Source organism: Pseudomonas sp. 5.2 (genome assembly GCF_059025405.1).
Genome location: NZ_JBYBHH010000002.1, coordinates 23897 through 45427, shown reverse-complemented (window position 1 = coordinate 45427; position 21531 = coordinate 23897). Strand labels below are relative to the sequence as shown.

The window sequence follows — 21531 nt, the reverse complement described above, 5'->3', positions numbered from 1 at the left end:
GCAGTCCAGGGAATTACAGGTTTGCAGTCCACCTTGTGGGAGCGGGCTTGCCCCGCGAAGAGGCCGGTGCAGGATTACTCGAACAGGGCGTCCAAGGCCTGCTCCAGCCGGGTCACGGCAATCACCTGCAACCCCGCAGGCGGCTCCTTCGGCGCATTGCCCTTGGGCACGATGGCCCGCTTGAAGCCGTGCTTGGCCGCCTCTTTCAACCGCTCCTGGCCGCTGGGCACCGGCCGCACCTCACCCGACAGGCCAATTTCGCCAAACACCAGCAGCCCATGGGCCAACGGCCGGTTGCGCAAGCTGGACATCACCGCAGCCAGCAACGCCAGGTCAGACGCGGTTTCGAGTACCTTCACCCCGCCCACCACGTTAAGGAACACGTCCTGGTCGTGGGTGGGAATGCCGCCGTGGCGGTGCAGCACCGCCAGCAACATGGCCAACCGGTTCTGATCCAGGCCCAGGGTCACCCGGCGCGGGTTGGCCAGGTGGCTGTCATCGACCAGCGCCTGCACCTCAACCAGCATCGGCCGCGTGCCCTCCCAGGTGGCCATCACCACACTGCCCGGCACTTCTTCCTGGGTGCGGTTGAGGAAGATCGCCGACGGGTTCGAGACCTCCTTGAGGCCGCGGTCGGTCATGCCGAACACGCCCAGTTCGTTGACCGCGCCAAAACGGTTCTTAACCGCCCGCAGAAGCCGCAGGCGGCCATCGGACTCACCTTCGAAATACAGCACCGTATCGACCATGTGCTCGAGCACGCGCGGCCCGGCCAGCGAGCCTTCCTTGGTGACGTGGCCGACCAGGAAAATCGCCGTGCCGCTCTGCTTGGCGTAGCGCACCAGCAATGCCGTGCTCTCGCGCACCTGGGCCACGCCGCCGGGCGCCGATTGCAGTTGTTCGGTGAAAATGGTCTGGATCGAGTCGATGACCATGACCCGGGGTTTTTCCACACGGGCCGTGGCGATGATGGTCTCGATGCAGGTTTCGGTCATCACCTTGAGCTGGTCCTGGGGCAGGCCCAGGCGGCGCGAGCGCATGGCCACCTGCTGTTGCGACTCTTCGCCGGTGACGTACAGCGCGGGCATCTGCACCGCGATGTTGCACAACGTCTGCAGCAGGATGGTCGACTTGCCGATGCCTGGGTCACCCCCGATCAGCACCACCGAGCCGTCGACCAAGCCGCCGCCCAGTACGCGGTCCAGTTCGGTGCTGCTGGTGGTAAAACGCGGGATTTCTTCCACACTGACTTCGGCCAGTGTCTTGATCTGCGCCTGCTGCCCGGTCCAGCCGGCACGGCCGCTGCTGGGCGCAGCCGCGCCGCCGCTTTCGATCATGGTTTCGACCAGGGTGTTCCAGGCCCCGCATTCACCGCACTGGCCGGCCCATTTGGGAAAGGTCGCGCCGCACTCGGTGCAGCCATACAAGCGCTTGGCCTTGGCCATGGGCGGATTCTCCTGGAAAAACCGCCATGATAGCCGAGCGAGACGTGTCTCGAACGCTTCGAGATGCGACAAAACTATTCGTTCTAACCACAGTCATTAGGGCTGTACCTAACGCATGAAGCGTTTAAGTGGCTTACACTGCGTTTACCTCACCATTTGTTACAAAGGAATCGAACATGGGCATGATCAGTGAGTTCAAGGCCTTCGCGGTCAAAGGCAATGTCGTCGACATGGCGGTCGGTATCATCATCGGCGCGGCCTTCGGCAAGATCGTCTCGTCCTTCGTGGGTGACGTTGTCATGCCGCCACTGGGGTTGTTGATCGGAGGCGTGGACTTCAGTGACCTGGCGATTACCTTGAAGGCTGCAGAAGGTGACATTCCGGCGGTGGTGCTGGCCTACGGCAAGTTCATCCAGACCGTGATCGACTTCGTGATCGTTGCGTTTGCCATCTTCATGGGTGTGAAGGCGATCAACCGCCTGAAGCGCGAAGAAGCCGTGGCACCGAGCGCGCCGCCCGTGCCAAGCGCTGAAGAAACGCTGCTGACCGAGATTCGTGACCTGCTCAAGACGCAGAACCAGAACCGCTTGCCCTGAAACGTACTGGGGCCGCATTGCGGCCCCGTGCGTTACCAGTAGTTTTCCACCGCCACCTGCCCAGGCCGCTTGCTCAGGCTCAACTGCAGGTCACGCGCCTTGAGCACCTTTCGGGTTTCATCGATCATCTCCGGGTTGCCGCAGAGCATGATGCGCGAATGCTCAGGCGACAGTTCCAGCCCCGCCGCCTTCTCCAGCTCGCCATTCTCGATCAGCGTGGTAATACGTGCATTCAACGCACCGGGGTGCTGCTCACGCGTGACCACCGGAATGAACTGCAACTTACCGGCAAACTCGGCCAGGTAATCACGTTGCTCCAACCCGGCGATGTCGTCCACGTAGGCCAGCTCCTTCGCCTCGCGTACCGAGTACACCAGTTTGATGCTGTCAAACCGCTCCCAGGCCTCGAAGTCCTGCAGGATGGACATGAACGGTGCGATGCCGGTGCCGGTGGCCAGCAGCCACAGGTCGCGGCCGCCGATGAAGCGATCGAGGGTCAGAAAACCAAAGGCCTGCCGGTCGATCAGCAAGCTGTCACCTTCGCCCAACCGGCTCAGTTCGCTGGTGAACTCCCCCCCGGGCACCACGATCGAGAAGAAGTCGAGGTACTCGTCATGGGGTGCGCTGACCATGGAATAGGCGCGCCAGACTACACTGCCATCGGCCTTGGTCACGCCAAGGCGAGCGAACTGGCCCGCACGGAAGCGAAAACCCGAATCGCGCGTGACCCGCAGGCTGAAGAGGTTCGGCGTCAATGGCTGAACATCGAGCAGTGTCTGGCGGGTGAACTTTTCGGCGCTGGCGGTCATATCGGGCTCCAAGGTTGACGTGCGCACAGTGTCGCGCAAAGCGGCCTGGATAAAAACCACCGGTTTGTAAGGCCTCACCACGCCGATGCTGCCGATGACGCAGATAATCCTGATCGCTATAACAAAAAATCCCAACGCTACACTAGGTCTTTTCCTACAATGATGCGGGTATGCAAACGGATTGGATCCTGTTGCCCCTTCGGAGTGTTACGGATGCATCACTGGAAGCCTGAGCATCTTCACCATTTTGTCAGCGAGCGATCCCCACGGAAGCTGTTCGATATCGCTGTGCACCTGGTGCAGGACCTCGGCATGCAACACCTCGGGCTGAACATCCGCATCCAGATCGCCACCCAGACGCCCCGGGTGTACCTCTACAGCAACTATCCCGCCGAGTGGATCGAGTGCTATCAACGCGATGAGTTCTACAAGCAGGACCCAGCCGCACGCCTAAGCCATTGCCAGACCACGCCGGTGCTCTGGAGCGACGAGCTGTACCGTGAAGCGCCGCATTTTCGCCAGGCGGCCTGCGAGCACGGCTTGCGTCATGGCTGGACACAGTCGCTGCATGACTTGCAACACAACGAGAGCCAGGTCAGCGTCGCCAGGCCCGCAGATAATATAACGATCAACGAACTGTACGAAAAAAGCGGCAGCGTGCAGTGGCTGTGCCACACCCTGCACGCCGTGCTGTGCGAGCACCACCTGAACGCCCTCTGCCCACCCCAGCCGAAAATGAGCGAGCGGGAACTGGAAGTGCTGAAATGGTCAGCCGCCGGCAAGACTGCCGCCGACGTCGCCTGCATCCTGTCGCTGTCGCAAAGCACGGTGAATTTCCACATCCGCAGCGTGATCACCAAGACCAACGCCGCCAACAAGGCCGGCGCCATCGCCATTGCCGCCCTGCGTGGGTGGATCTGACAGCCATTTCTGCGACCATCGGCAAAGCCCTGTAGAATTGCGCGGCAAAGCCCGTGGCGATCCGCAACGGGCAGATTCGTACCCGAGCCAGACGCCATGCCCTTGTTGACCACCCCCTACGCCGAACTCGACCTGATCCGCCAGCCGGACCAGGCCAACGACCCGCTGCAGGCCTTCGATGCCGCCGACGAGTACCTGCTCGCGCAACTGCATGAGCAGGCGCCTGACGCGAACTGCCGGGTACTGGTGCTCAATGACAGCTTCGGCGCCCTAGCCGCCAGCCTCGCCGGGCAACTTGCGGTGGTCAGCAGCGGCGACTCGCACCTGGCGCACCTGGCCCTGGAAAAAAACCTCGCCCGCAACGGCAAGCCGTTCGACAGCGTGCCGTTCGTGCCGGCCAGTGAGCGGTGGCAGGGCCCGTTCGACCGCGTACTGGTGCGTGTGCCCAAGACCCTGGCCTTGCTCGAAGAACAACTCATCCGCCTGCAGGGCCACCTGGCGCCCGGCGCGCAGGTGATCGCCGGGGCGATGATCAAGCACCTGCCACGCGCGGCGGGTGACCTGATGGAGAAGTACATCGGCCCGGTACAGGCCTCACTGGCGCAAAAAAAAGCCCGCCTGCTGACGGCCACCGTTGCCGAGCGCCCGACTGCGCGCTCGCCCTACCCTAGCCGCTATCAGCTCGAATCGCCGGCGCTGGAACTGGTCAACCACGCCAATGTGTTCTGCCGCGATGGCCTGGATATCGGCACCCGTGCGTTTCTCCCGCACCTGCCGCGCAACCTGGGCGCCGCCCGTGTTGCGGACCTGGGCTGTGGCAACGGCGTGTTGGCGATCGCCAGTGCCCTGGATAACCCTGAGGCCCATTACACGCTGGTCGACGAGTCGTACATGGCGGTGCAATCGGCCCGCGAAAACTGGCAGGCAGCGCTGGGCGAGCGCCCGGCAGTGATGCTGGCGGCCGATGGCTTGGCCGGGGTGGAAAAACAATCGCTGGACGTGGTGCTGTGCAACCCGCCGTTCCACCAGCAACAAGTGGTCGGCGACTTCCTGGCCTGGCGCATGTTCCAGCAGGCCCGCGAGGCATTGGTGGTGGGGGGTGCGCTGTACATCGTCGGTAACCGCCACCTGGGTTACCACAGCAAGCTGGCGCGGCTGTTCCGCGGGGTTGAACAAGTGGCGGCGACGCCGAAGTTCGTGATCCTCAAGGCCCGCAAGTAACAATCTGCGACTGCCTAAATTCAGGCATTCGCAACCCAGGTAGGAGCAGCCTTGTGCTGCGAAGAGGCCGGTGACAGCAGCGAAAATCTACGTGCTGCCACTGGCCTCTTCGCAGCACAAGGCTGCTCCTACAAGGAAGGGCTAAACCCTTTTGATCAATGGGTGGTGAGGCCTGCTGCCCCCATGAACAGGCGCATCACATAGGCCGCCACACCCAGGGCCGCCACACTCATTGCCCAGATCAGCACCAGCCAACCCAGGCGCTGCCACAGTGGCTTCTTCTCTTCCAAGCCATGCTTGCCGGTCATCATGCGCGCCTCCTAGTGATAGCCGTCTTCATGGGTCACCTTGCCGCGGAACACGTAGTAGCTCCAGAAGGTGTACCCCAGGATGAACGGCAGGATGAACAACGTACCCACCAGCATGAACCCTTGGCTCTGCGGCGGCGCCGCGGCATCCCAGATCGAGATCGACGGCGGGATGATGTTTGGCCACACACTGATGCCAAGGCCGCTGTAGCCAAGGAAGATCAGCACCAAAGTCAGCAGGAACGGCGTGTAGTTGGCATTGCGCGCGACCGCCTTGAGCAACCCGTAGAAGGTCACCAGCACCAGGATCGGCACCGGCATGAACCAGATCAGGTTAGGCATGCTGAACCAGCGGTCGGCGATTTGCGGGTAGGCGATCGGCGTCCACAGGCTGACGATACCGATCACCACCAGCAGCACCAGCGCCAGCGGCTTGGCCAGGTCATGCATCTGCAATTGCAGCGGCCCTTCGGTCTTCATGATCAGCCACGTGCAGCCCAGCAGGGTGTAGGCGACGATCAGGCCCAACCCGCTGAACACACTGAACGGGGTCAGCCAGTCGAGGGTGCCACCGGCATAGTGGCGGTCAACCACCTTGAAGCCCTCGATGAACGCGCCCAGCGCAACGCCCTGGAAGAAGGTCGCGATCAACGAACCCCAAATGAACGCCTTGTCCCAGATGTGCCGCTTGTCATCCTTGGCCTTGAAACGGAACTCGAAGGCCACGCCGCGGAAGATCAAGCCGATCAGCATGAGGATCAGCGGCAGGTACAAGGCTTCGAGCACCACCGAATAGGCCATCGGGAAGGCCCCGAACAGCCCGGCGCCGCCCAGCACCAGCCAGGTCTCGTTGCCGTCCCACACGGGGGCGACGGTGTTCATCATCACATCACGGTCACGCTCGCCCTTGACGAAGGGGAAGAGCATGCCGATGCCCAGGTCGAAACCATCCATCACCACGTACATCATGACGCCGAAGATGATGATCACGGCCCAGATCAGCGGAAGGTCGATACCCATGGCTCAGTTCCCCTTGCTCAGGCTGACGGTGTTGGCCTCATGGCCATCATCGGCGGCGGACAGCGGCCGCGCCGGCGTGCGTTTCTGGCCTGGGCCACCTGGGTTGGGTTCATCACCCTCGCCCGTCTTCGGCCCTTTGCGCACCAGGCGCATCATGTAGCCGAGGCCGGTGCCGAACAGGGCGAAGTACACCACCACGAACGCCACCAGGGTAAAGCCGAGCTGAACGTAACTGTGGTTGGAGACCCCTTCGGAGGTGCGCATCAGGCCATACACCACCCACGGCTGGCGGCCGATTTCGGTAGTGAACCAGCCGGCCAGGATGGCGATCAGGCCGGAAGGCCCCATCCACAGGGTCAGGTACAGGAACGGCCTGGAGCTGTAGAGCGTGCCGCGCTTGCGCAGCCACAGGCTCCACAGGCCCACGAAGATCATCAGGAAGCCAAGCCCGACCATGACCCGGAACGACCAGAACACGATGGTCGAGTTGGGCCGGTCCGCTGCCGGGAATTCCTTCATCGCGGGCACTTGCTTGTCCAGGCTGTGGGTCAGGATCAGGCTGCCGAGGGCTGGGATCTCGACCTTGAAGCGCGTGGTCTCGGCTTTCATGTCAGGGATGCCGAACAGGATCAACGGGGTCGGTTCGCCCGGCACGTTCTCCCAATGGCCCTCGATGGCGGCAATTTTGACCGGCTGGTGCTTGAGCGTGTTGAGCCCGTGGAAGTCACCGATCACCGCTTGGATCGGCGCAACGATCAGCGCCATCCACATGGCCATCGACAGCATCTTGCGCACGGCCGGGTTGTCACGCCCGCGCAGCAGGTGCCAGGCCGCCGAGGCGCCGACGAAGAAGGCAGTGGCGACGAACGCGGCCGTGGCCATGTGCATCAACCGGTAGGGGAACGAGGGGTTGAAGATCACCGCCAGCCAGTCCACCGGTACCACGCGGCCATCGATGATCTCGTGGCCTTGCGGGGTCTGCATCCAGCTGTTGGAGGCCAGGATCCAGAAGGTCGAGACCAGCGTGCCGAGCGCCACCATGACTGTGGCGAAGAAGTGCAGGCCGCGGCCGACACGGTTCCAGCCAAACAGCATGACGCCCAGGAAGCCTGCCTCGAGGAAGAACGCCGTCAGCACCTCATAGGTGAGCAAGGGGCCAGTGACGGCGCCGGCGAAATCGGAGAAGCGGCTCCAGTTGGTGCCGAACTGATAGGCCATGACCAGGCCAGAAACCACGCCCATGCCGAAGTTGACGGCGAAGATTTTCGACCAGAAGTGGTAGAGGTCACGGTAGACCTGGTTGTGGGTCCGCAGCCAAAGGCCTTCGAGGACCGCCAGATAGCTCGCCAAGCCAATGGTGATGGCCGGGAACAGGATGTGAAAGGACACGGTAAATGCAAACTGGATTCGGGCGAGATCTAGGGCCTCTAAACCGAACATAGTGCTTCCTCTTCAGATAATCCGGCGTTCGGGCTCGTGGCCCTGGCGCCTACTGCCCCCACGGTATCGAGTGCGGCGAGTTGGAATTGTTCTGTGCAATCGCAGGGATTCCGGCCCAAAGGCCACATCGTCGGCTGATCGTTGCATTTACAACGATTGATCCAGGTCAACGACTGACTGGAAGCATAGTCCTGAATGGCCAGGCGGGCCGTGTGGTTGATTGCCGCGTGACCCGTTGCCCCACCCTCTTACATAAACCGTGAAAAAGTGCCGATTACGGCAAACAGTAACTGCTTGTTACAAACAGATGATAATCTGCCGCCCCCTCTACTGCGCCGAGGCCACAGGTTTCCGATGTCCGATTCCGCACCGCAGTTGTTGCGTCATCATCGCCCCTTCATCGCCTTCTGGCTGGCCCGTGTGTTTACCGCCAGCGGCTTCCAGATGCTCACCGTGGCCATCGGTTGGCACCTCTACCAGCTCACCGGCAATGTGCTCGACCTGGGCCTGGTCGGCCTGGTCGAATTCGCCCCGCGCGTGCTGTTCATGCTGCACACCGGGCATGTTGCCGACCGCTATGACCGGCGCAAGGTCGCCGCCCTGTGCCAGAGCCTGCAGGGGTTGATTGCCCTGGCGCTGGCGGTGGGCAGCGCCACCGACAACGTCAGCCGCGAGCTGATTTTCGCCCTGGCCTTCCTGCTGGGCGCGACACGTTCGTTCGAGATGCCGGCGACCCAGGCCCTGCTGCCCAACGTAGTGCCGCCGGGGTTGTTCCCCCGGGCAGTGGCAGCCTCGGCCTCGGCGACCCAGGCCGCCACCATCGTCGCCCCGGCGGTGGGCGGCTTGCTGTATGCCTTTGGCAGCATCTGGGTGTATGGGCCGACCGTAGGGCTGTACGCCATCGCTTGCGTGCTGACCTTGAGCCTGGACGCGCGCCAGCAAGTGGCCCAACGCGGCCGTGCCAGCCTGGAGTCGCTATTGGCCGGTATTCGCTTTATCCGCAGCCGGCCAGACATTCTCGGGGCCATTTCGCTCGACCTGTTCGCCGTGCTGCTGGGCGGCGCGACCGCGCTGTTGCCGGTGTTCGCCAAGGACATCCTGCTCACCGGCCCCTGGGGCCTGGGCCTGCTGCGCTCGGCACCGGCGGTGGGCGCGTTGCTGATGTCGCTGTGGCTGGCGCGCTTCCCGTTCGAGCGCAAGGTCGGGCGCACCATGTTCACAGCGGTGGGCGTATTTGGCGTGGCGACCATCGCGTTTGGCCTGTCGACGTCGTTCTGGTTCTCGCTGGCGGTGCTGGTGGTGCTAGGTGCTGCGGATATGATCAGCATGGTCATTCGCAGTTCTTTCGTGCAGCTGGAAACGCCAGATGAAATGCGCGGGCGGGTGAGCGCCGTCAACGGCTTGTTCATCGGTGCCTCGAACCAGCTCGGCGAGTTCGAATCGGGGGTCACGGCGCACTGGTTTGGCACAGTGCCGGCGGTGGTGCTCGGTGGCGTGGGCACGCTGGTGGTGACCGGGGTGTGGATAAAACTGTTCCCAACGTTGGCCAAACGCGATCGGTTGCACAGCGGCTGATCACCGGCCCAGGCCCTGCGCGGAGCCTTGTAGGAGCAGCCTTGTGCTGCGAAGAGGCCCTTACTGCCATAAAAAATCGTCTGTCAGACCGGCCTCTTCGCAGCACAAGGCTGCTCCTACACGGTTTTCAGCACAGGCGTTGAGGGTGGCGTGGGTTTGCAAAATCCCATTCCCCAATGGCCATAGGCCCCCGCCATGCATGCTGGTATGATGCGCGGCTTTTTTCCGCCCCAGATAAAACCACGGCAACCGGTACGGTCTGTGCTTTGCTGATGGGGTCGATACAAATCACGGCGCCGGGGGCGCCTTGGGGAGCGGGCATGCTGGAAAGGCTGTTTCAACTAAAAGCACACAACACCAATGTGCGCACCGAGATTCTTGCGGGCGTCACCACCTTCCTGGCCATGGCCTACATCCTGTTCGTCAACCCGAGCATCCTCGGCGAGACCGGCATGGACAAAGGTGCGATCTTCGTCGCCACCTGCCTGGCCGCGGCCATCGGCTCGACGACCATGGGCCTGATCGCCAACTACCCGATCGCCCTGGCGCCGGGCATGGGCCTGAACGCCTTCTTCACCTACACCGTGGTCCTGCACATGGGCCACACCTGGCAGGTCGCGCTGGGCGCGGTGTTCCTGTCGGCGGTGATGTTCTTCCTGCTGTCGATCTTCCGCATTCGCGAATGGATCGTGAACAGCATCCCACTGCCGCTGCGCTCGGCCATTGCCGCCGGTATCGGCTTGTTCCTGGCGCTGATCGCCCTGCATAACGCAGGCATCGTCGTCGATAACCCGGCCACCCTGGTAGGCCTGGGCGACCTCAAGCAGCCGGCGCCGATCCTCGCCACCCTGGGCTTCTTCCTGATCGTCGGCCTCGAATCGCTGAAGGTTCGCGGCGCGGTGCTGATCGGCATTCTGGCCGTGACCATCGCCGCGATCGCGATGGGCGTGACGCCGTTCGCCGGCGTCGTGTCCATGCCGCCATCGCTGGCACCGACCTTCCTCCAGCTGGACATCGCCGGTGCCTTGGATGTGGGCCTGGTCAGCGTCATCTTCGCCTTCCTGTTCGTCGACCTGTTCGACAACTCCGGCACCCTGATCGGCGTGGCCAAACGCGCCGGCCTGATGGGCAAGGACGGCCACATGCCGAAGATGGGCCGCGCCCTGATCGCCGACAGCACCGCCGCCATGGCCGGCTCGCTGCTGGGCACCTCGACCACCACCAGCTACATCGAATCGGCTGCCGGCGTGAGCGCGGGCGGGCGCACCGGCCTGACTGCCGTCGTGGTTGCGGTGCTGTTCCTGCTGGCGCTGTTCTTCGCACCGCTGGCCGGTAGCGTACCGGCCTTCGCCACGGCGCCAGCGCTGCTGTTTGTCGCCGTGCTGATGGCCTCGGGCCTGGCGGAAATAAACTGGGACGACGTCACCGAAGCCGCACCTGTGGTGGTGACCGCCCTGGCCATGCCGCTGACCTACTCGATCGCTAACGGCATCGCCTTCGGCTTCATTTCCTGGACCGCCGTCAAGCTGATCTCGGGTCGCCACCGCGACCTGAACCCGGCCCTGGTAATCCTTTCCATCCTGTTCGTCATCAAGCTGGGCTGGTTCAACGCATGAGTGCTGCTTTCGACCCCTCCTCCTACGCCACCCAGCTGGACGCCAAGGTTGCCCGGCTGCGCGCGCTGCTGGCGCCGTTCGGCGCGCCGGAACCGGCTGTTTTCGATTCGCCGCGCGAGCACTATCGCCTGCGCGCCGAGTTCCGCCTGTGGCGCGAGGACGGCCAGCGCCACTACGCGATGTTCGCCCCGGGCGAGAAGCACAAGGCGATCCTGATCGACGACTTCCCCATCGCCAGCAAGCGCATCAATGACTTGATGCCGCGCCTGAAGGCGGCCTGGCAGGCCAGCGAGGCACTGAGCAATCGCCTGTTCCAGGTGGAGTTCCTCACCACCCTGGCCGGCGATGCGATGGTCACGATGTGCTACCACCGCCCGCTGGACGAGGCCTGGGAAGTGGCGGCGCGGCAGTTGGCCGAAGAACTGGGGGTAAGCCTGATCGGCCGCTCCAAGGGCAAGCGCCTGGTGATTGGCCGTGATTACGCGGTAGAGAAACTGGACGTGGCGGGCCGTGTGTTCAGCTATCGCCAGCCGGAAGGCGCGTTCACCCAGCCTAACGGCGCGGTGAACCAGAAGATGCTGAGCTGGGCGTTCGACGCCATGGGCGAGCGCGAGGATGACCTGCTGGAGCTGTATTGCGGCAACGGCAACTTCACCCTGCCACTGGCCACCCGTGCGCGCCAAGTGCTGGCCACCGAGATCAGCAAGACCTCGGTCAATGCTGCGCTGAGCAACCTTGATGAGAACGGTGTGGATAACGTGCGCTTGGTGCGGCTGTCGGCTGAAGAGCTGACCCAGGCGCTGAATGACGTGCGCCCGTTCCGTCGGCTGGAAGGGATCGACCTGAAAAGTTACGCGTTCGGTACCGTGTTCGTCGACCCGCCGCGTGCGGGGATGGACCCGGATACCTGCGAGCTGACCCGGCGCTTCGAGCGGATTTTGTACATCTCGTGCAATCCGGAAACGCTGGCGGCGAACATTGAGCAGTTGCAGGACACACACCGCATCGAGCGTTGTGCGTTGTTTGACCAGTTCCCGTATACCCATCACATGGAAAGTGGGGTTTTGCTGGTTCGGCGTTGATTGGTAGAAATTGGGGCTGCTTTGCAGCCCCCAATAACTCAGAAGTCGAAGAACACCGTCTCCCCTTCCCCCTGAATACGGATATCGAAACGGTACGCCGTCTTCCCATCCACTTCGCAACGCTTGGCAATCAACGTCTCACGGCGCTGCGGCTGCTCGATCAGGTTGAGCACCGGGCACTTGGCGTTGGCTTCGGCTTCATCATCAAAATACAAGCGCGTGTGCAGGTGGATGTTGATGCCACGGGCAAACAGGCTGATGTTGATGTGCGGCGCCATCGGCACGCCGGCCGCGTTCTTCACCACACCCGGCTTCACCGTTTGCACGGTCCACTCACCGGCATCGAAAGTGGTAGCGGTGCGGCCGAAGCTGTTGAAGGCGTTTTCCAGGTTGTATGCATCCTGGTACTGGCCGGCGGCATCGGCCTGCCACAGCTCCAGGAACGAATCGCGCACCAGGTGCCCGTTACCGTCATAGACCTGGCCGATCAACAGGATGTGTTCACCCGGCGCCTCTGGCTTGGCCAGGCGGTTCCAGATTTCCTGGTCGCGGGTCGGGTTGCCGGCCGCTTCCAGGGCCAGGCCGATATGCACGTAGGGGCCGGCAGTCTGCGAAGGGGTTTCCGGCAGCAGTTCGATTGGCATGGCGGGGTCCTCAGCAGTTTTCGAAGTGGGTCTTGCGCTGGCCGCGCAGCACGATATCAAAGCGGTATGCCAGGCAGTCCATCGGGTTGGCGTTGCTCATGTCGAGCTTGGCGATCAACTGCTGCACGGCTTCTGGGTTGGCGATCGACTTGACGATCGGGCACATCGGGATCAGCGGGTCACCCTCGAAGTACAGCTGGGTAATCAGCTTGGTCGCAATCGATGGGCCGCTGATGCCGAAGTGGATGTGCGCCGGGCGCCAGTCGTTCGGGCCGTTGCGCCATGGGTATGGCCCCGGCTTGATGGTGCGGAAGCTGTAGTAGCCGTCGCGGTCGGTCAGGCAACGGCCGACGCCACCGAAGTTAGGGTCCAGCGGTGCCAGGTAGCGGTCGTTCTTGTGGCGGTAGCGGCCGCCAGCGTTGGCCTGCCACATTTCCACCAGGGTATTGGGCACAGGCTTGCCGTATTGATCGACCACGCGGCCGGCAACGATGATGCGCTCACCAATCGGCAGGCCACCGTTGTTGAAGTTCAGCAGCAAGTCATGGTCGTGGGCGCCGAAACCCAGGTGGGTGAAGTCCGGGCCGGTGGTTTCGCTGATCGACTGCGGGATGCTGACCAATGCCTGGCGCGGCGAGCGGGCAATGGAGGTCTTGTAGTCGGGGGTCAGGGCTTTGGGGTGCCAGTTGCGATCACGGATCACGAAGCGGCTGGTGTCCTGGGCGGGCATGCCGTTTTCCTCTCTTGGAATTATCTGGACGCCTTGCAGGGCAGGCGGACTTACAGTTTCAGATAAGCCGCACGGGATGAATACTGAAATCAGCCCTCACATACATAACCATATGGTTATGGGTTAACACCTTTGTCTGACACCCTCCCCGTTGGTGAACTAATCTTTGTCTTCTTGTTTCACGCTCCGGAGAGCATTCATGGAATGGCGAAAAGGCCGACGCAGCGACAACGTGGTCGATGCCCGAGGTGAAGGTGGCGGTGGTGGCGGCATGCGCTTCGGCGGCGGCAAGGGCCTCGGGCTGGGGGCCATCCTGCTGATCGTGGGCATTGGCTGGCTGACCGGGCAAGACCCGCTGCAGATACTCGGCCAGCTCACCGGGCAGATGACCCAGCAGCAGCAACAGGCGCCCAGTGGCGCAGGCGGCAAGGCGCCGCCAGCCAATGACCAGCAGGCCGACTTCGTCGCCTCGGTGCTGGGTGACACGGAAGACACCTGGAAAGCACTGTTCTCCCAGGCGGGCAAGCAGTACCGCGACCCCAAACTGGTGCTGTTCAGCGGCCAGGTCAACTCGGCCTGCGGCTTCGCTTCGGCGGCCGTCGGCCCGTTCTATTGCCCGGCCGACCAGCGGGTGTACCTGGACATGTCGTTCTTCCGCGAGATGGAAACCCGTTTCGCGGCTGCGGGTGACTTTGCCCAGGCCTACGTCATCGCCCACGAGATCGGCCACCACGTGCAGACCCTGCTCGGCGTGTCGGCCAAGGTCGATGCCGCCCGCCGCAATGGCCAGCGCATGGAAGGCGACAACGGCTTGCTGGTGCGCCAGGAGCTGCAGGCCGACTGCCTGGCAGGGGTGTGGGCCTACCAAGCGCAAAAACGCCTGAACTGGCTGGAGCCGGGTGACGTCGAGGAAGCGCTGAACGCGGCCAATGCCATCGGTGATGACCGCCTGCAGCAAAAAGGCCAGGGCCGCGTGGTGCCCGACTCCTTCACCCACGGCACCTCGGCGCAGCGTGTGCGCTGGTTCAAGGCGGGGTTTGCCGAGGGCGAAGTGAACAGCTGCGATACCTTCAGTGCCCGTAACCTCTGACACGCCCGGGGCTGCCTGGCAGCCCCAGCCTCACCCTAACGACAAGTTACAAATCTGCTGAAAAAGCGTTTCAGCTTCCCTGATCATTGCCGATAACCCCTGCACGAATCAGCGGGCATCCAGAACAACAACGCCTTGCGATCGACGATCAAGAGAGCGAAAACAACTTCTGGAGTGCGTGCATGAACAGCTGGTTTGCCAACATCAGCGTCAACCTCAAACTCGGCCTGGGCTTCGGCCTGGTGCTGATCCTCACCGGCCTGCTGGCCCTGACCGGCTGGACCAGCCTGGGCAGCCTGATCGACCGCAGCAACTGGATGAGCGATATCAACCAGCTCAACAAGGACCTGACTGACCTGCGCATCGCCCGCCTGCAGTACATGATTGCCAACGGCGATGATGCGGCGGCGGCCAACACGCTGAACAAGCTCGATGCCTTCAGTAACCAGCAACAACGCCTGGTCAGCACGTTCAAGAGCCCGGACAACGTCAAGCTGCTGCACGAACTGGGGCAGACCATCAGCCAGTACAAGGTCTCGCTGGCCACCATGCGCACGGGCTACAACGCCACCCGGGCCGCGCGTGATGCCATGAATGCGTCGGGCGCCAAGGCCGACCAGGCCATGGACGCCCTTAGCCAGGAAGTCATGGCACGCCCCGAAACCGACAGCGTGCGCCTGGCCCAGTACCAGCTGATCAGCAAGGCCCGCCAGCAACTGCTGCAGGTACGCATCGACGTGCGCGGCTACATGGCCGATAACAGCGCGACCAATGAACAGGCCGCCCTGCGCCAGCTCGAAGCGGCGCTGGCCGAGGCCGACAACCTCAAGCGCCGGCTGCCGGCCGCCGACGCGCGTCTGCAGCAGTTCGAACAGTCGGTGCTGGCCTACCGAGACGCCGTGCGCCAGTTCCGTGATGCGCTGGCCAGCATTACCAGCGCGCGCGCTGAAATGACTGTCCAAGGCGCCGACATCGTCAAGACCAGCGACGCGCTGTACAAAATCCAGCTGGAGCGCCGCGACATCGAGAGTGCGCAGGCCCGTAGCCTGCAGGCCATCGCGACCTTGCTGGCGTTGCTGGTCGGCGTACTGGCCGCGGTACTCATCACCCGGCAGATCACCCGCCCGCTGCAGGAAACCTTGCAAGCGGTGGAGCGCATCGCGGGCGGCGACCTGACGCACGACCTGCGCGTCACCCGCCGTGATGAACTGGGCGTATTGCAACAGGGCATCGCCCGCATGGGCACCACCCTGCGCGAGCTGATCAGCGGCATCCGCGACGGCGTCACCCAGATCGCCAGCGCTGCCGAAGAGCTGTCGGCGGTCACTGAGCAAACCAGCGCAGGGGCCAACAGCCAGAAAGTCGAGACCGACCAAGTCGCCACTGCAATGCACGAAATGGCGGCCACGGTTCAGGAAGTCGCGCGCAACGCCGAGCAGGCCTCGCATGCCGCCACCGGTGCCGATGACGAAGCCCGCGCGGGTGATCAGGTGGTCGGTGAGGCGATCAGCCAAATCGAACGCCTGGCCGAAGAAATGCACCGCTCCACCGAGGCCATGAACCTGCTGCAACAAGAAAGCCAGAAGATCGGCAGCGTGATGGACGTGATCAAGTCGGTAGCCGACCAGACCAACCTGCTGGCACTCAACGCCGCGATCGAAGCGGCCCGTGCCGGCGAGGCGGGCCGTGGCTTTGCCGTGGTCGCTGACGAGGTGCGTGGGTTGGCCCAGCGCACGCAGAAGTCCACCGAAGAGATCGAAGAGCTGATTGCCAGCCTGCAGCACGGCACCCAGCAAGTGGCGACGGCCATGCAGGGTAGCCGGACCCTGACCGACAGCAGTGTCGAACTGGCGCGCAAGGCCGGCGCCTCGCTGGAAAGCATCACCGGCACGGTGTCGAGCATTCAGTCGATGAACCAGCAGATTGCGGCGGCGGCGGAAGAGCAGAGCGCGGTGGCCGAAGAAATCAGCCGGAGCATTCTGAACGTGCGGGATGTGTCCGAGCAGACGGCAGCGGCCAATAACGAGACGGCGGCGTCCAGCGTTGAGCTGGCGCGGTTGGGCGGGCAGTTGCAGATGCTGGTGAGCCAGTTCCGCGTTTGATTCAACCACGGCGGGCGCACACTCCGTGCGCCAAACCCAGGTAGGAGCAGCCTTGTGCTGCGAAGAGGCCAGTGGCAGCACCGCAGATTTACTGGGCTGCCACTGGCCTCTTCGCAGCACAAGGCTGCTCCTACACAGGTGCGATCGTTACTTGACGATCATCCCCACCCCACGCCCACGCGGATCGGACGCCGTTTCCAGCTTGTCCCCGTTCACCCGGATCGCCTGGATATCGCCCATCTCCCAGCCCTGGTCCTCCAGCACATACCCCATTTTCTTCAAGTCATCCGCCACCGCGCCGGTCAGCGGTGCATAGCTGTCGAAGTAGATAGTGTCTTTAGGCAGCAACTGATGGTGCACACGCTGCGCCGCTACCGCCTTTTCCAGCGGCATGTCGTAGTCGTACAGGTTGTTCATCACCTGGAAGATCGAGGTGAAGATGCGCGAGCCACCTGGCGTGCCGATCACCAGCTCGACCTTGCCATCGCGGGTCATTAGGCTCGGGCTCATGGATGACAGCATGCGCTTGCCCGGCTCGATGGCGTTGGCATCCCCGCCGACCACACCAAAGGCATTGGCCGCCCCCGGCTTGGCGCTGAAGTCGTCCATCTCGTCGTTGAGCAGGAAGCCGGCGCCCTTGACCACCACGCCACTGCCGTAGTCGAGGTTGAGGGTGTAGGTGTTGCTGACCGCGTTGCCCTGTTTGTCGACGATGGAGAAGTGCGTGGTCTGGTGCGGCTCCAGCCCCGGCTTGACGTCATCGGTGACCGAAATGGCCTTGGGGTTGACCTGCGTGGCGCGCTTGGCCAGGTAATCCTTGGCAATCAACTGATCGACCGGCACCTTGGTGAAGGCCGGGTCGCCCAGGTAGTCGGCACGGTCGGCAAACACGCGCTTCTCGATCTCGGCAAGCAGGTGAATGTACTGCGCCGAGTTGTGCGCCACGCCCTTGAAGTCTGCCGCGCGGTCTTCCTTGATGCCCAGCAACTGGGCCAGGGCGACGCCGCCGGAGCTTGGCGGCGGCGCGGTGTAGACCACGTTACCGCGCCAGCTCAAGGCCATCGGCTCACGCCAGACCGCCTTGTAGTCCTTGAGGTCTTGCTTGGTGATCAGGCCTTTGTCAGCCTGCATCTGCGCCACCAGCAGGTCGGCGGTCTTGCCCTGGTAGAACTCGCTTACGCCCTTGTCGGCAATGCGCTCGAGGGTCTGGGCCATTTCTGGCTGTTTGAACAGTTCGCCGACCTTCATGTTGCCGAAGTAGTCGTTGAAGTTGGTCGCCGTCTTGAACAGGCCTTGGGCATCGTTGCGGTACTGGTACTGTTTTTCGGCAATCTTGAAACCGTTTTTGGCATAGCCGATGGCCGGCGTCAGCAGCTCGCTCCACGGCAACTTGCCGAACTTCTGGTGCGCCTCCCACAGGCCCATCACCGTGCCGGGTACACCTGCTGCCCGCACACCGACCAGGCTGAGGTTCTCGATCACCTCGCCTTTGTCGTCCAGGTACATGTTGCGGCTGGCAGCCTTGGGCGCCACTTCGCGGTAGTCGAGGAAGTAGGGCTTGCCGTCGACGAACAGGGTCATGAAGCCACCGCCGCCGATGTTGCCGGCTTCTGGGTAGGTCACCGCCAGGGTGAATGCCGTGGCCACGGCGGCGTCCACGGCGTTGCCGCCTTTTTTCAGGATATCGGCGGCAACCTGTGCACCATATTGATCGGGCGCAGCCACCGCGCCACCTTCCAGGGCGGCTGCATAGGCCGAGGAACAGGTCAGGATCGCGGCTCCGAGGGCCATGGTCGGGAACAGGACAATACGCATGACACTTCCTTGGTGTTGTTTTTGTTGATCACTCAGTAAGGCCGAAGCGTGTCGACTGTGCAATCCAACGTAGGAAGTTTCGCCGCCTTTGGGCAGGATGTGTCGCGTTCAGGCAACTCAGCAGGCGTACATCGCCAGCTTGCGCTGGATAAAATCGAGGAAGCACTGGATGCGCAGCGCCAACTGAGTGTTGCGGTAGTACACCGCATGGATCGGCTGGCGATAGCCGTTGTTGGCGTCGCCCAGCAGCACCTGCAGGCGGCCGCTGCGGATGTCTTCGTGGGTCATGAAATGCGACAGGCTGACGATGCCCTCCCCGGCCAGCGCCAGCTGGCGCAGGGTTTCGCCGCTGGAGGCGATCAGCGCGGGGCGGATCGCCCAGCGGTCGCCCTGGGCATGGCGCAAGGGCCAGTGGTTGAGCGACTCGGGCTGGCTGAAGCCGAGCAAGCAGTGGTTGGCCAGGTCTTCGACGCGCTGCGGGGTGCCGTGGCGTTCCAGGTAGGCGGGGCTGGCCAGCACCTGCACCGGGCTGCACCCCAGGTTGCGGGCGTGCAGGCTGGAGTCGGCCAGCTCGCCAATACGGATCGCCACATCGGTGCTCTGTTCGAGCAGGTCGATGATCAGGTCGTCGGTGTTGAGTTCCAGCTCGATGCCGGGGTACTGGCGGCGGAACTCGCCGATCCAGGGCAGGATGGCGTGCAGCATGAACGGCGCGGCGGCGTTGATGCGCAGGCGCCCGGTGGCGGTCTGGTGGTTCATCGACAGGCGCTCTTCCATCGCGTCCATCTGTTCCAGGATCAGCCGCGAGCGCTCAAGAAAGAAGCGGCCTTCTTCGGTCAGGTCCATGCGCCGGGTGGTACGGTTGACCAGGGTGGTGCCAAGCTTGGCCTCCAGGCGCGACAAGGTGCGGCTGACGGCTGACGGGGTCTGGCCCACCTGCTCGGCAGCAGCAGAGATCGAACCGCAGTCGATCACAGCGACGAATACCTGGAGTTCTTCGGATCGGGTTTTCACGCGCTTGGCCTTGGCTGGAGTGTGCCGTGATTCATAGCGGGTCGGTGGGGTCTGTGCAAGGGGGGCCGCTGCGCGGCCCAATCGCTGGCAAGCCAGCTCCCACAGGGTTTGGGTTGTCGTCGAACGCACTGTGGGAGCCGGCTTGCCGGCGATTGGGCTGCGCAGCAGCCCCTTTCACAGGCAACTTACACTGCCTTGCCAAACACCTTGTCCAGGTGCACTTCATACGCTGCCAACGCCGCTGGCACATCCGGGCGCTTCATCACATCCACCGCCAGGAAGGTCGGCAAGCCGGTCATGCCAAGGAACTGGTTAGCCTTGTGGAACGGGAAATACACGGCGTCCACACCCTTGCCCTCGAAGAAATCGCTGGGGTCGTCAAACGCCTGCTGCGGGGCGTTCCAGGTCAGCGACAACATGTACTGCTTGCCCTGGATCAGGCCACCGCTGCCGTACTTCTGCGAGGCATCCGAACGGGTACGGCCGTCGTTGGCGTACAGGCTGCCATGGCCTTCGGTGAAGACGTCATCGATGTACTTCTTCACCGTCCACGGTGCGCCCATCCACCAACCGGGCATCTGGTAGATCACCACGTCGGCCCAGAGAAACTTCTCGACCTCTTCCCGCACATCGTAACCGCCATCGATGAAGGTCTGCCGCACGTCGAAACCGGCACGGTCCAGGTGCGCGAGGGCCGCTTCGTGCAGGGTCGCGTTAAGGCGGCCATCGGAGTGAGCGAACTGTTTACCACCGTTGAGCAGAAGGATGTTTTTCATGCTGGCCTCGATTTGGCGATGTCGATCCGAGGGCGTGCTGCCTGGATCGAGTCAAATTGGATGACCGGCAGATTAGAGACTCAACGGCAGGGGAAACAGCGGCCATGAGTCAAAATACAATTGCCTTCAAATCACGAATGGCCAGCTAATTATTGCCTTAGAATCGGTTCATCATTCACCAGCGAGTAGCGATCCATGAGCGAGCAGTACGCTTTTATCCTCAAAGCCAAGACCCGCCCGGAAATGGCCGAAGCCTTCGAAACCCTGTTCCGCGCCTATGTCGAACCCAGCCGCCTGGAACCGGGGTGCATCGAGTACCACATGCTGCGCGACAAGGCCGACCCCAGCCTGTTCGTGTTCTACGAAGTGTGGGCGGACAAAGCTGCACTGGATGTGCACTCGGCCCTGCCGCACATGGTCGCGTTCTTCGAAAAGCGCATGGACTACCTGGAGCGCGAGTTCGATATCCAGTTGATCGACATGCTCAGCACCTCGTCTGCTAACCGTTGATCAGCAGATGGCCGCCGAGCACGGCCAAGCCAATGAAGAAGCAGCGTTTGAACAGCGCGGCACTGATGCGCTGACGCAACCACTGCCCCGCCAGCATGCCCACCAGTGCTGGCGCCAGCATCAGCAATGAAGCACCTAGCGCCTGGCCGCCCAAGGCATCTTGCCCAGCCAGGCCCAAGGCCAGCGCCAGGGTCGAGACCGTGAACGACAGGCCCAAGGCCTGGATCATCTCGTCGCGGTTCAGGCCAAGGCTTTGCAGGTACGGCACTGCCGGCATCACGAATACCCCGGTAGCGGCCGTGACTACGCCCGTCACCAACCCGCACAGCGGCCCCAGCCACCCTTCCCGCGCTTGCGCCACGCGCAACCCTGGGCCCATCAGCCCATACACCGCATACACCAGCAACGCGGCGCCCAGCGCATGCGCGGCCCACGCGCCACTGTTGATGCCCAGCCATGCGCTGCCAACCAGGGTGCCGACAAAGATCATCACCAGCATCGGCCCCAGGCGACGCAGCAGCACCCGCAGATGACCACCGGCAGCCAGCTGCCAGAGGTTGGTGAGTGTCGACGGCACGATGAGTAAAGCGGCAGCCTGCGCAGGCGGCATAGCCAGGCCCAGCAGGCCCATGGCGATGGTCGGCAAGCCGAGGCCGATGACGCCTTTGACGGTGCCGGCCAGCAGAAAGGTGATGACCACCAGCAGTGTCAGTGCCGGGCCAATGTGTTGATAGAACGCGATCAAGGTATTCATAGGGCCATGATGGCGTGCGCCAGGCTGGCTGAAAATCTGCCATATACTCAGCCTGACTATTGC

At 63.0% G+C, this 21531-nt stretch carries 20 protein-coding genes and 1 pseudogene; 10 read left to right on the top strand and 11 right to left on the bottom strand.

Annotation, left to right across the window (positions count from 1 at the left end; genetic code table 11):
* Positions 1-74: 74 nt before the first annotated feature.
* Positions 75-1445 (bottom strand): DNA repair protein RadA, encoded by a 1371-nt coding sequence (gene radA, locus AC5PZ0_RS03850; RefSeq protein ID WP_027595231.1) that lies wholly within the window; start codon positions 1443-1445, stop codon positions 75-77.
* 176 nt (positions 1446-1621) lie between these two features.
* On the opposite strand from radA, the gene mscL reads away from it, so the two are divergent.
* Positions 1622-2041, top strand: a complete 420-nt coding sequence (mscL, locus tag AC5PZ0_RS03845; RefSeq protein ID WP_027595230.1) for a large-conductance mechanosensitive channel protein MscL — start codon at positions 1622-1624, stop codon at positions 2039-2041.
* A gap of 32 nt (positions 2042-2073) precedes the next feature.
* Here the strand turns inward: mscL and AC5PZ0_RS03840 are convergent, their stop codons facing one another.
* Complete coding sequence (locus AC5PZ0_RS03840) at positions 2074-2850, bottom strand: ferredoxin--NADP reductase (protein ID WP_027595229.1); 777 nt, start codon at positions 2848-2850, stop codon at positions 2074-2076.
* Positions 2851-3063: 213 nt separating this feature from the next.
* Here AC5PZ0_RS03840 and AC5PZ0_RS03835 point away from each other — a divergent pair, with 213 nt between their 5' ends.
* Together AC5PZ0_RS03835 and AC5PZ0_RS03830 are read left to right on the top strand one after the other, a co-directional pair.
* Positions 3064-3771, top strand: coding sequence for an autoinducer binding domain-containing protein (locus tag AC5PZ0_RS03835; protein WP_493854395.1), 708 nt, complete (start codon positions 3064-3066; stop codon positions 3769-3771).
* A gap of 96 nt (positions 3772-3867) precedes the next feature.
* Positions 3868-4992 (top strand): methyltransferase, encoded by a 1125-nt coding sequence (locus AC5PZ0_RS03830; protein ID WP_454242938.1) that lies wholly within the window; start codon positions 3868-3870, stop codon positions 4990-4992.
* Between the two features lie 155 nt (positions 4993-5147).
* Here the strand turns inward: AC5PZ0_RS03830 and AC5PZ0_RS03825 are convergent, their stop codons facing one another.
* The 3 genes from AC5PZ0_RS03825 to AC5PZ0_RS03815 are packed head-to-tail and all read right to left on the bottom strand — an operon-like array spanning position 5148 to position 7760.
* On the bottom strand, positions 5148-5303 hold the full coding sequence (locus AC5PZ0_RS03825) for a DUF2474 domain-containing protein (protein ID WP_081717522.1): 156 nt from the start codon (positions 5301-5303) through the stop codon (positions 5148-5150).
* Between the two features lie 9 nt (positions 5304-5312).
* Positions 5313-6320: a cytochrome d ubiquinol oxidase subunit II gene (cydB, locus tag AC5PZ0_RS03820; protein WP_027595434.1), complete on the bottom strand. Its 1008-nt coding sequence runs from the start codon at positions 6318-6320 to the stop codon at positions 5313-5315.
* A 3-nt stretch (positions 6321-6323) separates the two neighbouring features.
* Entirely contained in the window at positions 6324-7760 is a 1437-nt protein-coding gene (locus tag AC5PZ0_RS03815; protein WP_027595435.1) for a cytochrome ubiquinol oxidase subunit I, read from the bottom strand.
* A 354-nt stretch (positions 7761-8114) separates the two neighbouring features.
* Here AC5PZ0_RS03815 and AC5PZ0_RS03810 point away from each other — a divergent pair, with 354 nt between their 5' ends.
* From AC5PZ0_RS03810 to trmA, 3 genes are all read left to right on the top strand, one after another.
* Positions 8115-9335: an MFS transporter gene (locus AC5PZ0_RS03810; RefSeq protein ID WP_027595436.1), complete on the top strand. Its 1221-nt coding sequence runs from the start codon at positions 8115-8117 to the stop codon at positions 9333-9335.
* 320 nt (positions 9336-9655) lie between these two features.
* Entirely contained in the window at positions 9656-10951 is a 1296-nt protein-coding gene (locus AC5PZ0_RS03805; RefSeq protein ID WP_265970198.1) for an NCS2 family permease, read from the top strand.
* A complete protein-coding gene (gene trmA, locus AC5PZ0_RS03800) occupies positions 10948-12033 on the top strand; it encodes a tRNA (uridine(54)-C5)-methyltransferase TrmA (RefSeq protein ID WP_274888358.1) in 1086 nt (361 codons plus the stop codon). Before AC5PZ0_RS03805 ends, trmA begins: the two co-directional genes overlap by 4 nt.
* A 38-nt stretch (positions 12034-12071) precedes the next feature.
* Here the strand turns inward: trmA and pcaG are convergent, their stop codons facing one another.
* Both pcaG and pcaH read right to left on the bottom strand, forming a co-directional pair.
* Positions 12072-12677 carry a protocatechuate 3,4-dioxygenase subunit alpha gene (gene pcaG / locus AC5PZ0_RS03795; RefSeq protein ID WP_099430440.1) on the bottom strand — a complete coding sequence of 202 codons (606 nt, stop codon included), beginning with the start codon at positions 12675-12677 and terminating at the stop codon, positions 12072-12074.
* A gap of 10 nt (positions 12678-12687) precedes the next feature.
* Positions 12688-13407, bottom strand: coding sequence for a protocatechuate 3,4-dioxygenase subunit beta (pcaH, locus tag AC5PZ0_RS03790; protein WP_027595440.1), 720 nt, complete (start codon positions 13405-13407; stop codon positions 12688-12690).
* Between the two features lie 199 nt (positions 13408-13606).
* On the opposite strand from pcaH, the gene ypfJ reads away from it, so the two are divergent.
* The 3 genes and pseudogenes from ypfJ to AC5PZ0_RS03775 all read left to right on the top strand — a co-directional run bounded on the left by ypfJ (position 13607) and on the right by AC5PZ0_RS03775 (position 16599).
* The gene (ypfJ, locus tag AC5PZ0_RS03785; RefSeq protein ID WP_099430441.1) at positions 13607-14497 is read left to right on the top strand and encodes a KPN_02809 family neutral zinc metallopeptidase; all 891 of its coding nucleotides are present in this window, start codon (positions 13607-13609) and stop codon (positions 14495-14497) included.
* Positions 14498-14679: 182 nt separating this feature from the next.
* Positions 14680-15477 (top strand): annotated as a pseudogene (locus tag AC5PZ0_RS03780) (methyl-accepting chemotaxis protein); the annotation flags it as partial.
* 84 nt (positions 15478-15561) lie between these two features.
* Positions 15562-16599, top strand: a complete 1038-nt coding sequence (locus AC5PZ0_RS03775; protein ID WP_454244220.1) for a methyl-accepting chemotaxis protein — start codon at positions 15562-15564, stop codon at positions 16597-16599.
* 147 nt (positions 16600-16746) lie between these two features.
* Here the strand turns inward: AC5PZ0_RS03775 and ggt are convergent, their stop codons facing one another.
* The 3 genes from ggt to mdaB all read right to left on the bottom strand — a co-directional run bounded on the left by ggt (position 16747) and on the right by mdaB (position 20204).
* The gene (gene ggt, locus AC5PZ0_RS03770; protein ID WP_099430443.1) at positions 16747-18414 is read right to left on the bottom strand and encodes a gamma-glutamyltransferase; all 1668 of its coding nucleotides are present in this window, start codon (positions 18412-18414) and stop codon (positions 16747-16749) included.
* A gap of 117 nt (positions 18415-18531) precedes the next feature.
* On the bottom strand, positions 18532-19428 hold the full coding sequence (locus tag AC5PZ0_RS03765) for a LysR family transcriptional regulator (protein WP_027595444.1): 897 nt from the start codon (positions 19426-19428) through the stop codon (positions 18532-18534).
* Between the two features lie 185 nt (positions 19429-19613).
* The gene (gene mdaB / locus AC5PZ0_RS03760; RefSeq protein WP_099430444.1) at positions 19614-20204 is read right to left on the bottom strand and encodes an NADPH:quinone oxidoreductase MdaB; all 591 of its coding nucleotides are present in this window, start codon (positions 20202-20204) and stop codon (positions 19614-19616) included.
* A 195-nt stretch (positions 20205-20399) separates the two neighbouring features.
* Between mdaB and AC5PZ0_RS03755 the strand changes: the two genes are divergently transcribed.
* Complete coding sequence (locus tag AC5PZ0_RS03755) at positions 20400-20714, top strand: putative quinol monooxygenase (protein ID WP_493854394.1); 315 nt, start codon at positions 20400-20402, stop codon at positions 20712-20714.
* On the opposite strand, the gene AC5PZ0_RS03750 is transcribed toward AC5PZ0_RS03755, so the two are convergent.
* Positions 20704-21468, bottom strand: a complete 765-nt coding sequence (locus AC5PZ0_RS03750; RefSeq protein WP_099430446.1) for a sulfite exporter TauE/SafE family protein — start codon at positions 21466-21468, stop codon at positions 20704-20706. The genes AC5PZ0_RS03755 and AC5PZ0_RS03750 overlap by 11 nt on opposite strands.
* Positions 21469-21531 lie beyond the last annotated feature (63 nt).

Coding starts and splice junctions, on each gene's coding strand:
- AC5PZ0_RS03840 (WP_027595229.1), bottom strand. CDS start 2,850: ATGACCGCCAGCGCCGAAAAGTTCACCCGCCAGACACTGCTCGATGTT.
- AC5PZ0_RS03750 (WP_099430446.1), bottom strand. CDS start 21,468: ATGAATACCTTGATCGCGTTCTATCAACACATTGGCCCGGCACTGACA.
- radA (WP_027595231.1), bottom strand. CDS start 1,445: ATGGCCAAGGCCAAGCGCTTGTATGGCTGCACCGAGTGCGGCGCGACC.
- mdaB (WP_099430444.1), bottom strand. CDS start 20,204: ATGAAAAACATCCTTCTGCTCAACGGTGGTAAACAGTTCGCTCACTCC.
- ggt (WP_099430443.1), bottom strand. CDS start 18,414: ATGCGTATTGTCCTGTTCCCGACCATGGCCCTCGGAGCCGCGATCCTG.
- AC5PZ0_RS03835 (WP_493854395.1), top strand. CDS start 3,064: ATGCATCACTGGAAGCCTGAGCATCTTCACCATTTTGTCAGCGAGCGA.
- pcaG (WP_099430440.1), bottom strand. CDS start 12,677: ATGCCAATCGAACTGCTGCCGGAAACCCCTTCGCAGACTGCCGGCCCC.
- pcaH (WP_027595440.1), bottom strand. CDS start 13,407: ATGCCCGCCCAGGACACCAGCCGCTTCGTGATCCGTGATCGCAACTGG.
- cydB (WP_027595434.1), bottom strand. CDS start 6,320: ATGGGTATCGACCTTCCGCTGATCTGGGCCGTGATCATCATCTTCGGC.
- AC5PZ0_RS03755 (WP_493854394.1), top strand. CDS start 20,400: ATGAGCGAGCAGTACGCTTTTATCCTCAAAGCCAAGACCCGCCCGGAA.
- mscL (WP_027595230.1), top strand. CDS start 1,622: ATGGGCATGATCAGTGAGTTCAAGGCCTTCGCGGTCAAAGGCAATGTC.
- AC5PZ0_RS03805 (WP_265970198.1), top strand. CDS start 9,656: ATGCTGGAAAGGCTGTTTCAACTAAAAGCACACAACACCAATGTGCGC.
- AC5PZ0_RS03825 (WP_081717522.1), bottom strand. CDS start 5,303: ATGATGACCGGCAAGCATGGCTTGGAAGAGAAGAAGCCACTGTGGCAG.
- AC5PZ0_RS03815 (WP_027595435.1), bottom strand. CDS start 7,760: ATGTTCGGTTTAGAGGCCCTAGATCTCGCCCGAATCCAGTTTGCATTT.
- trmA (WP_274888358.1), top strand. CDS start 10,948: ATGAGTGCTGCTTTCGACCCCTCCTCCTACGCCACCCAGCTGGACGCC.
- ypfJ (WP_099430441.1), top strand. CDS start 13,607: ATGGAATGGCGAAAAGGCCGACGCAGCGACAACGTGGTCGATGCCCGA.
- AC5PZ0_RS03830 (WP_454242938.1), top strand. CDS start 3,868: ATGCCCTTGTTGACCACCCCCTACGCCGAACTCGACCTGATCCGCCAG.
- AC5PZ0_RS03810 (WP_027595436.1), top strand. CDS start 8,115: ATGTCCGATTCCGCACCGCAGTTGTTGCGTCATCATCGCCCCTTCATC.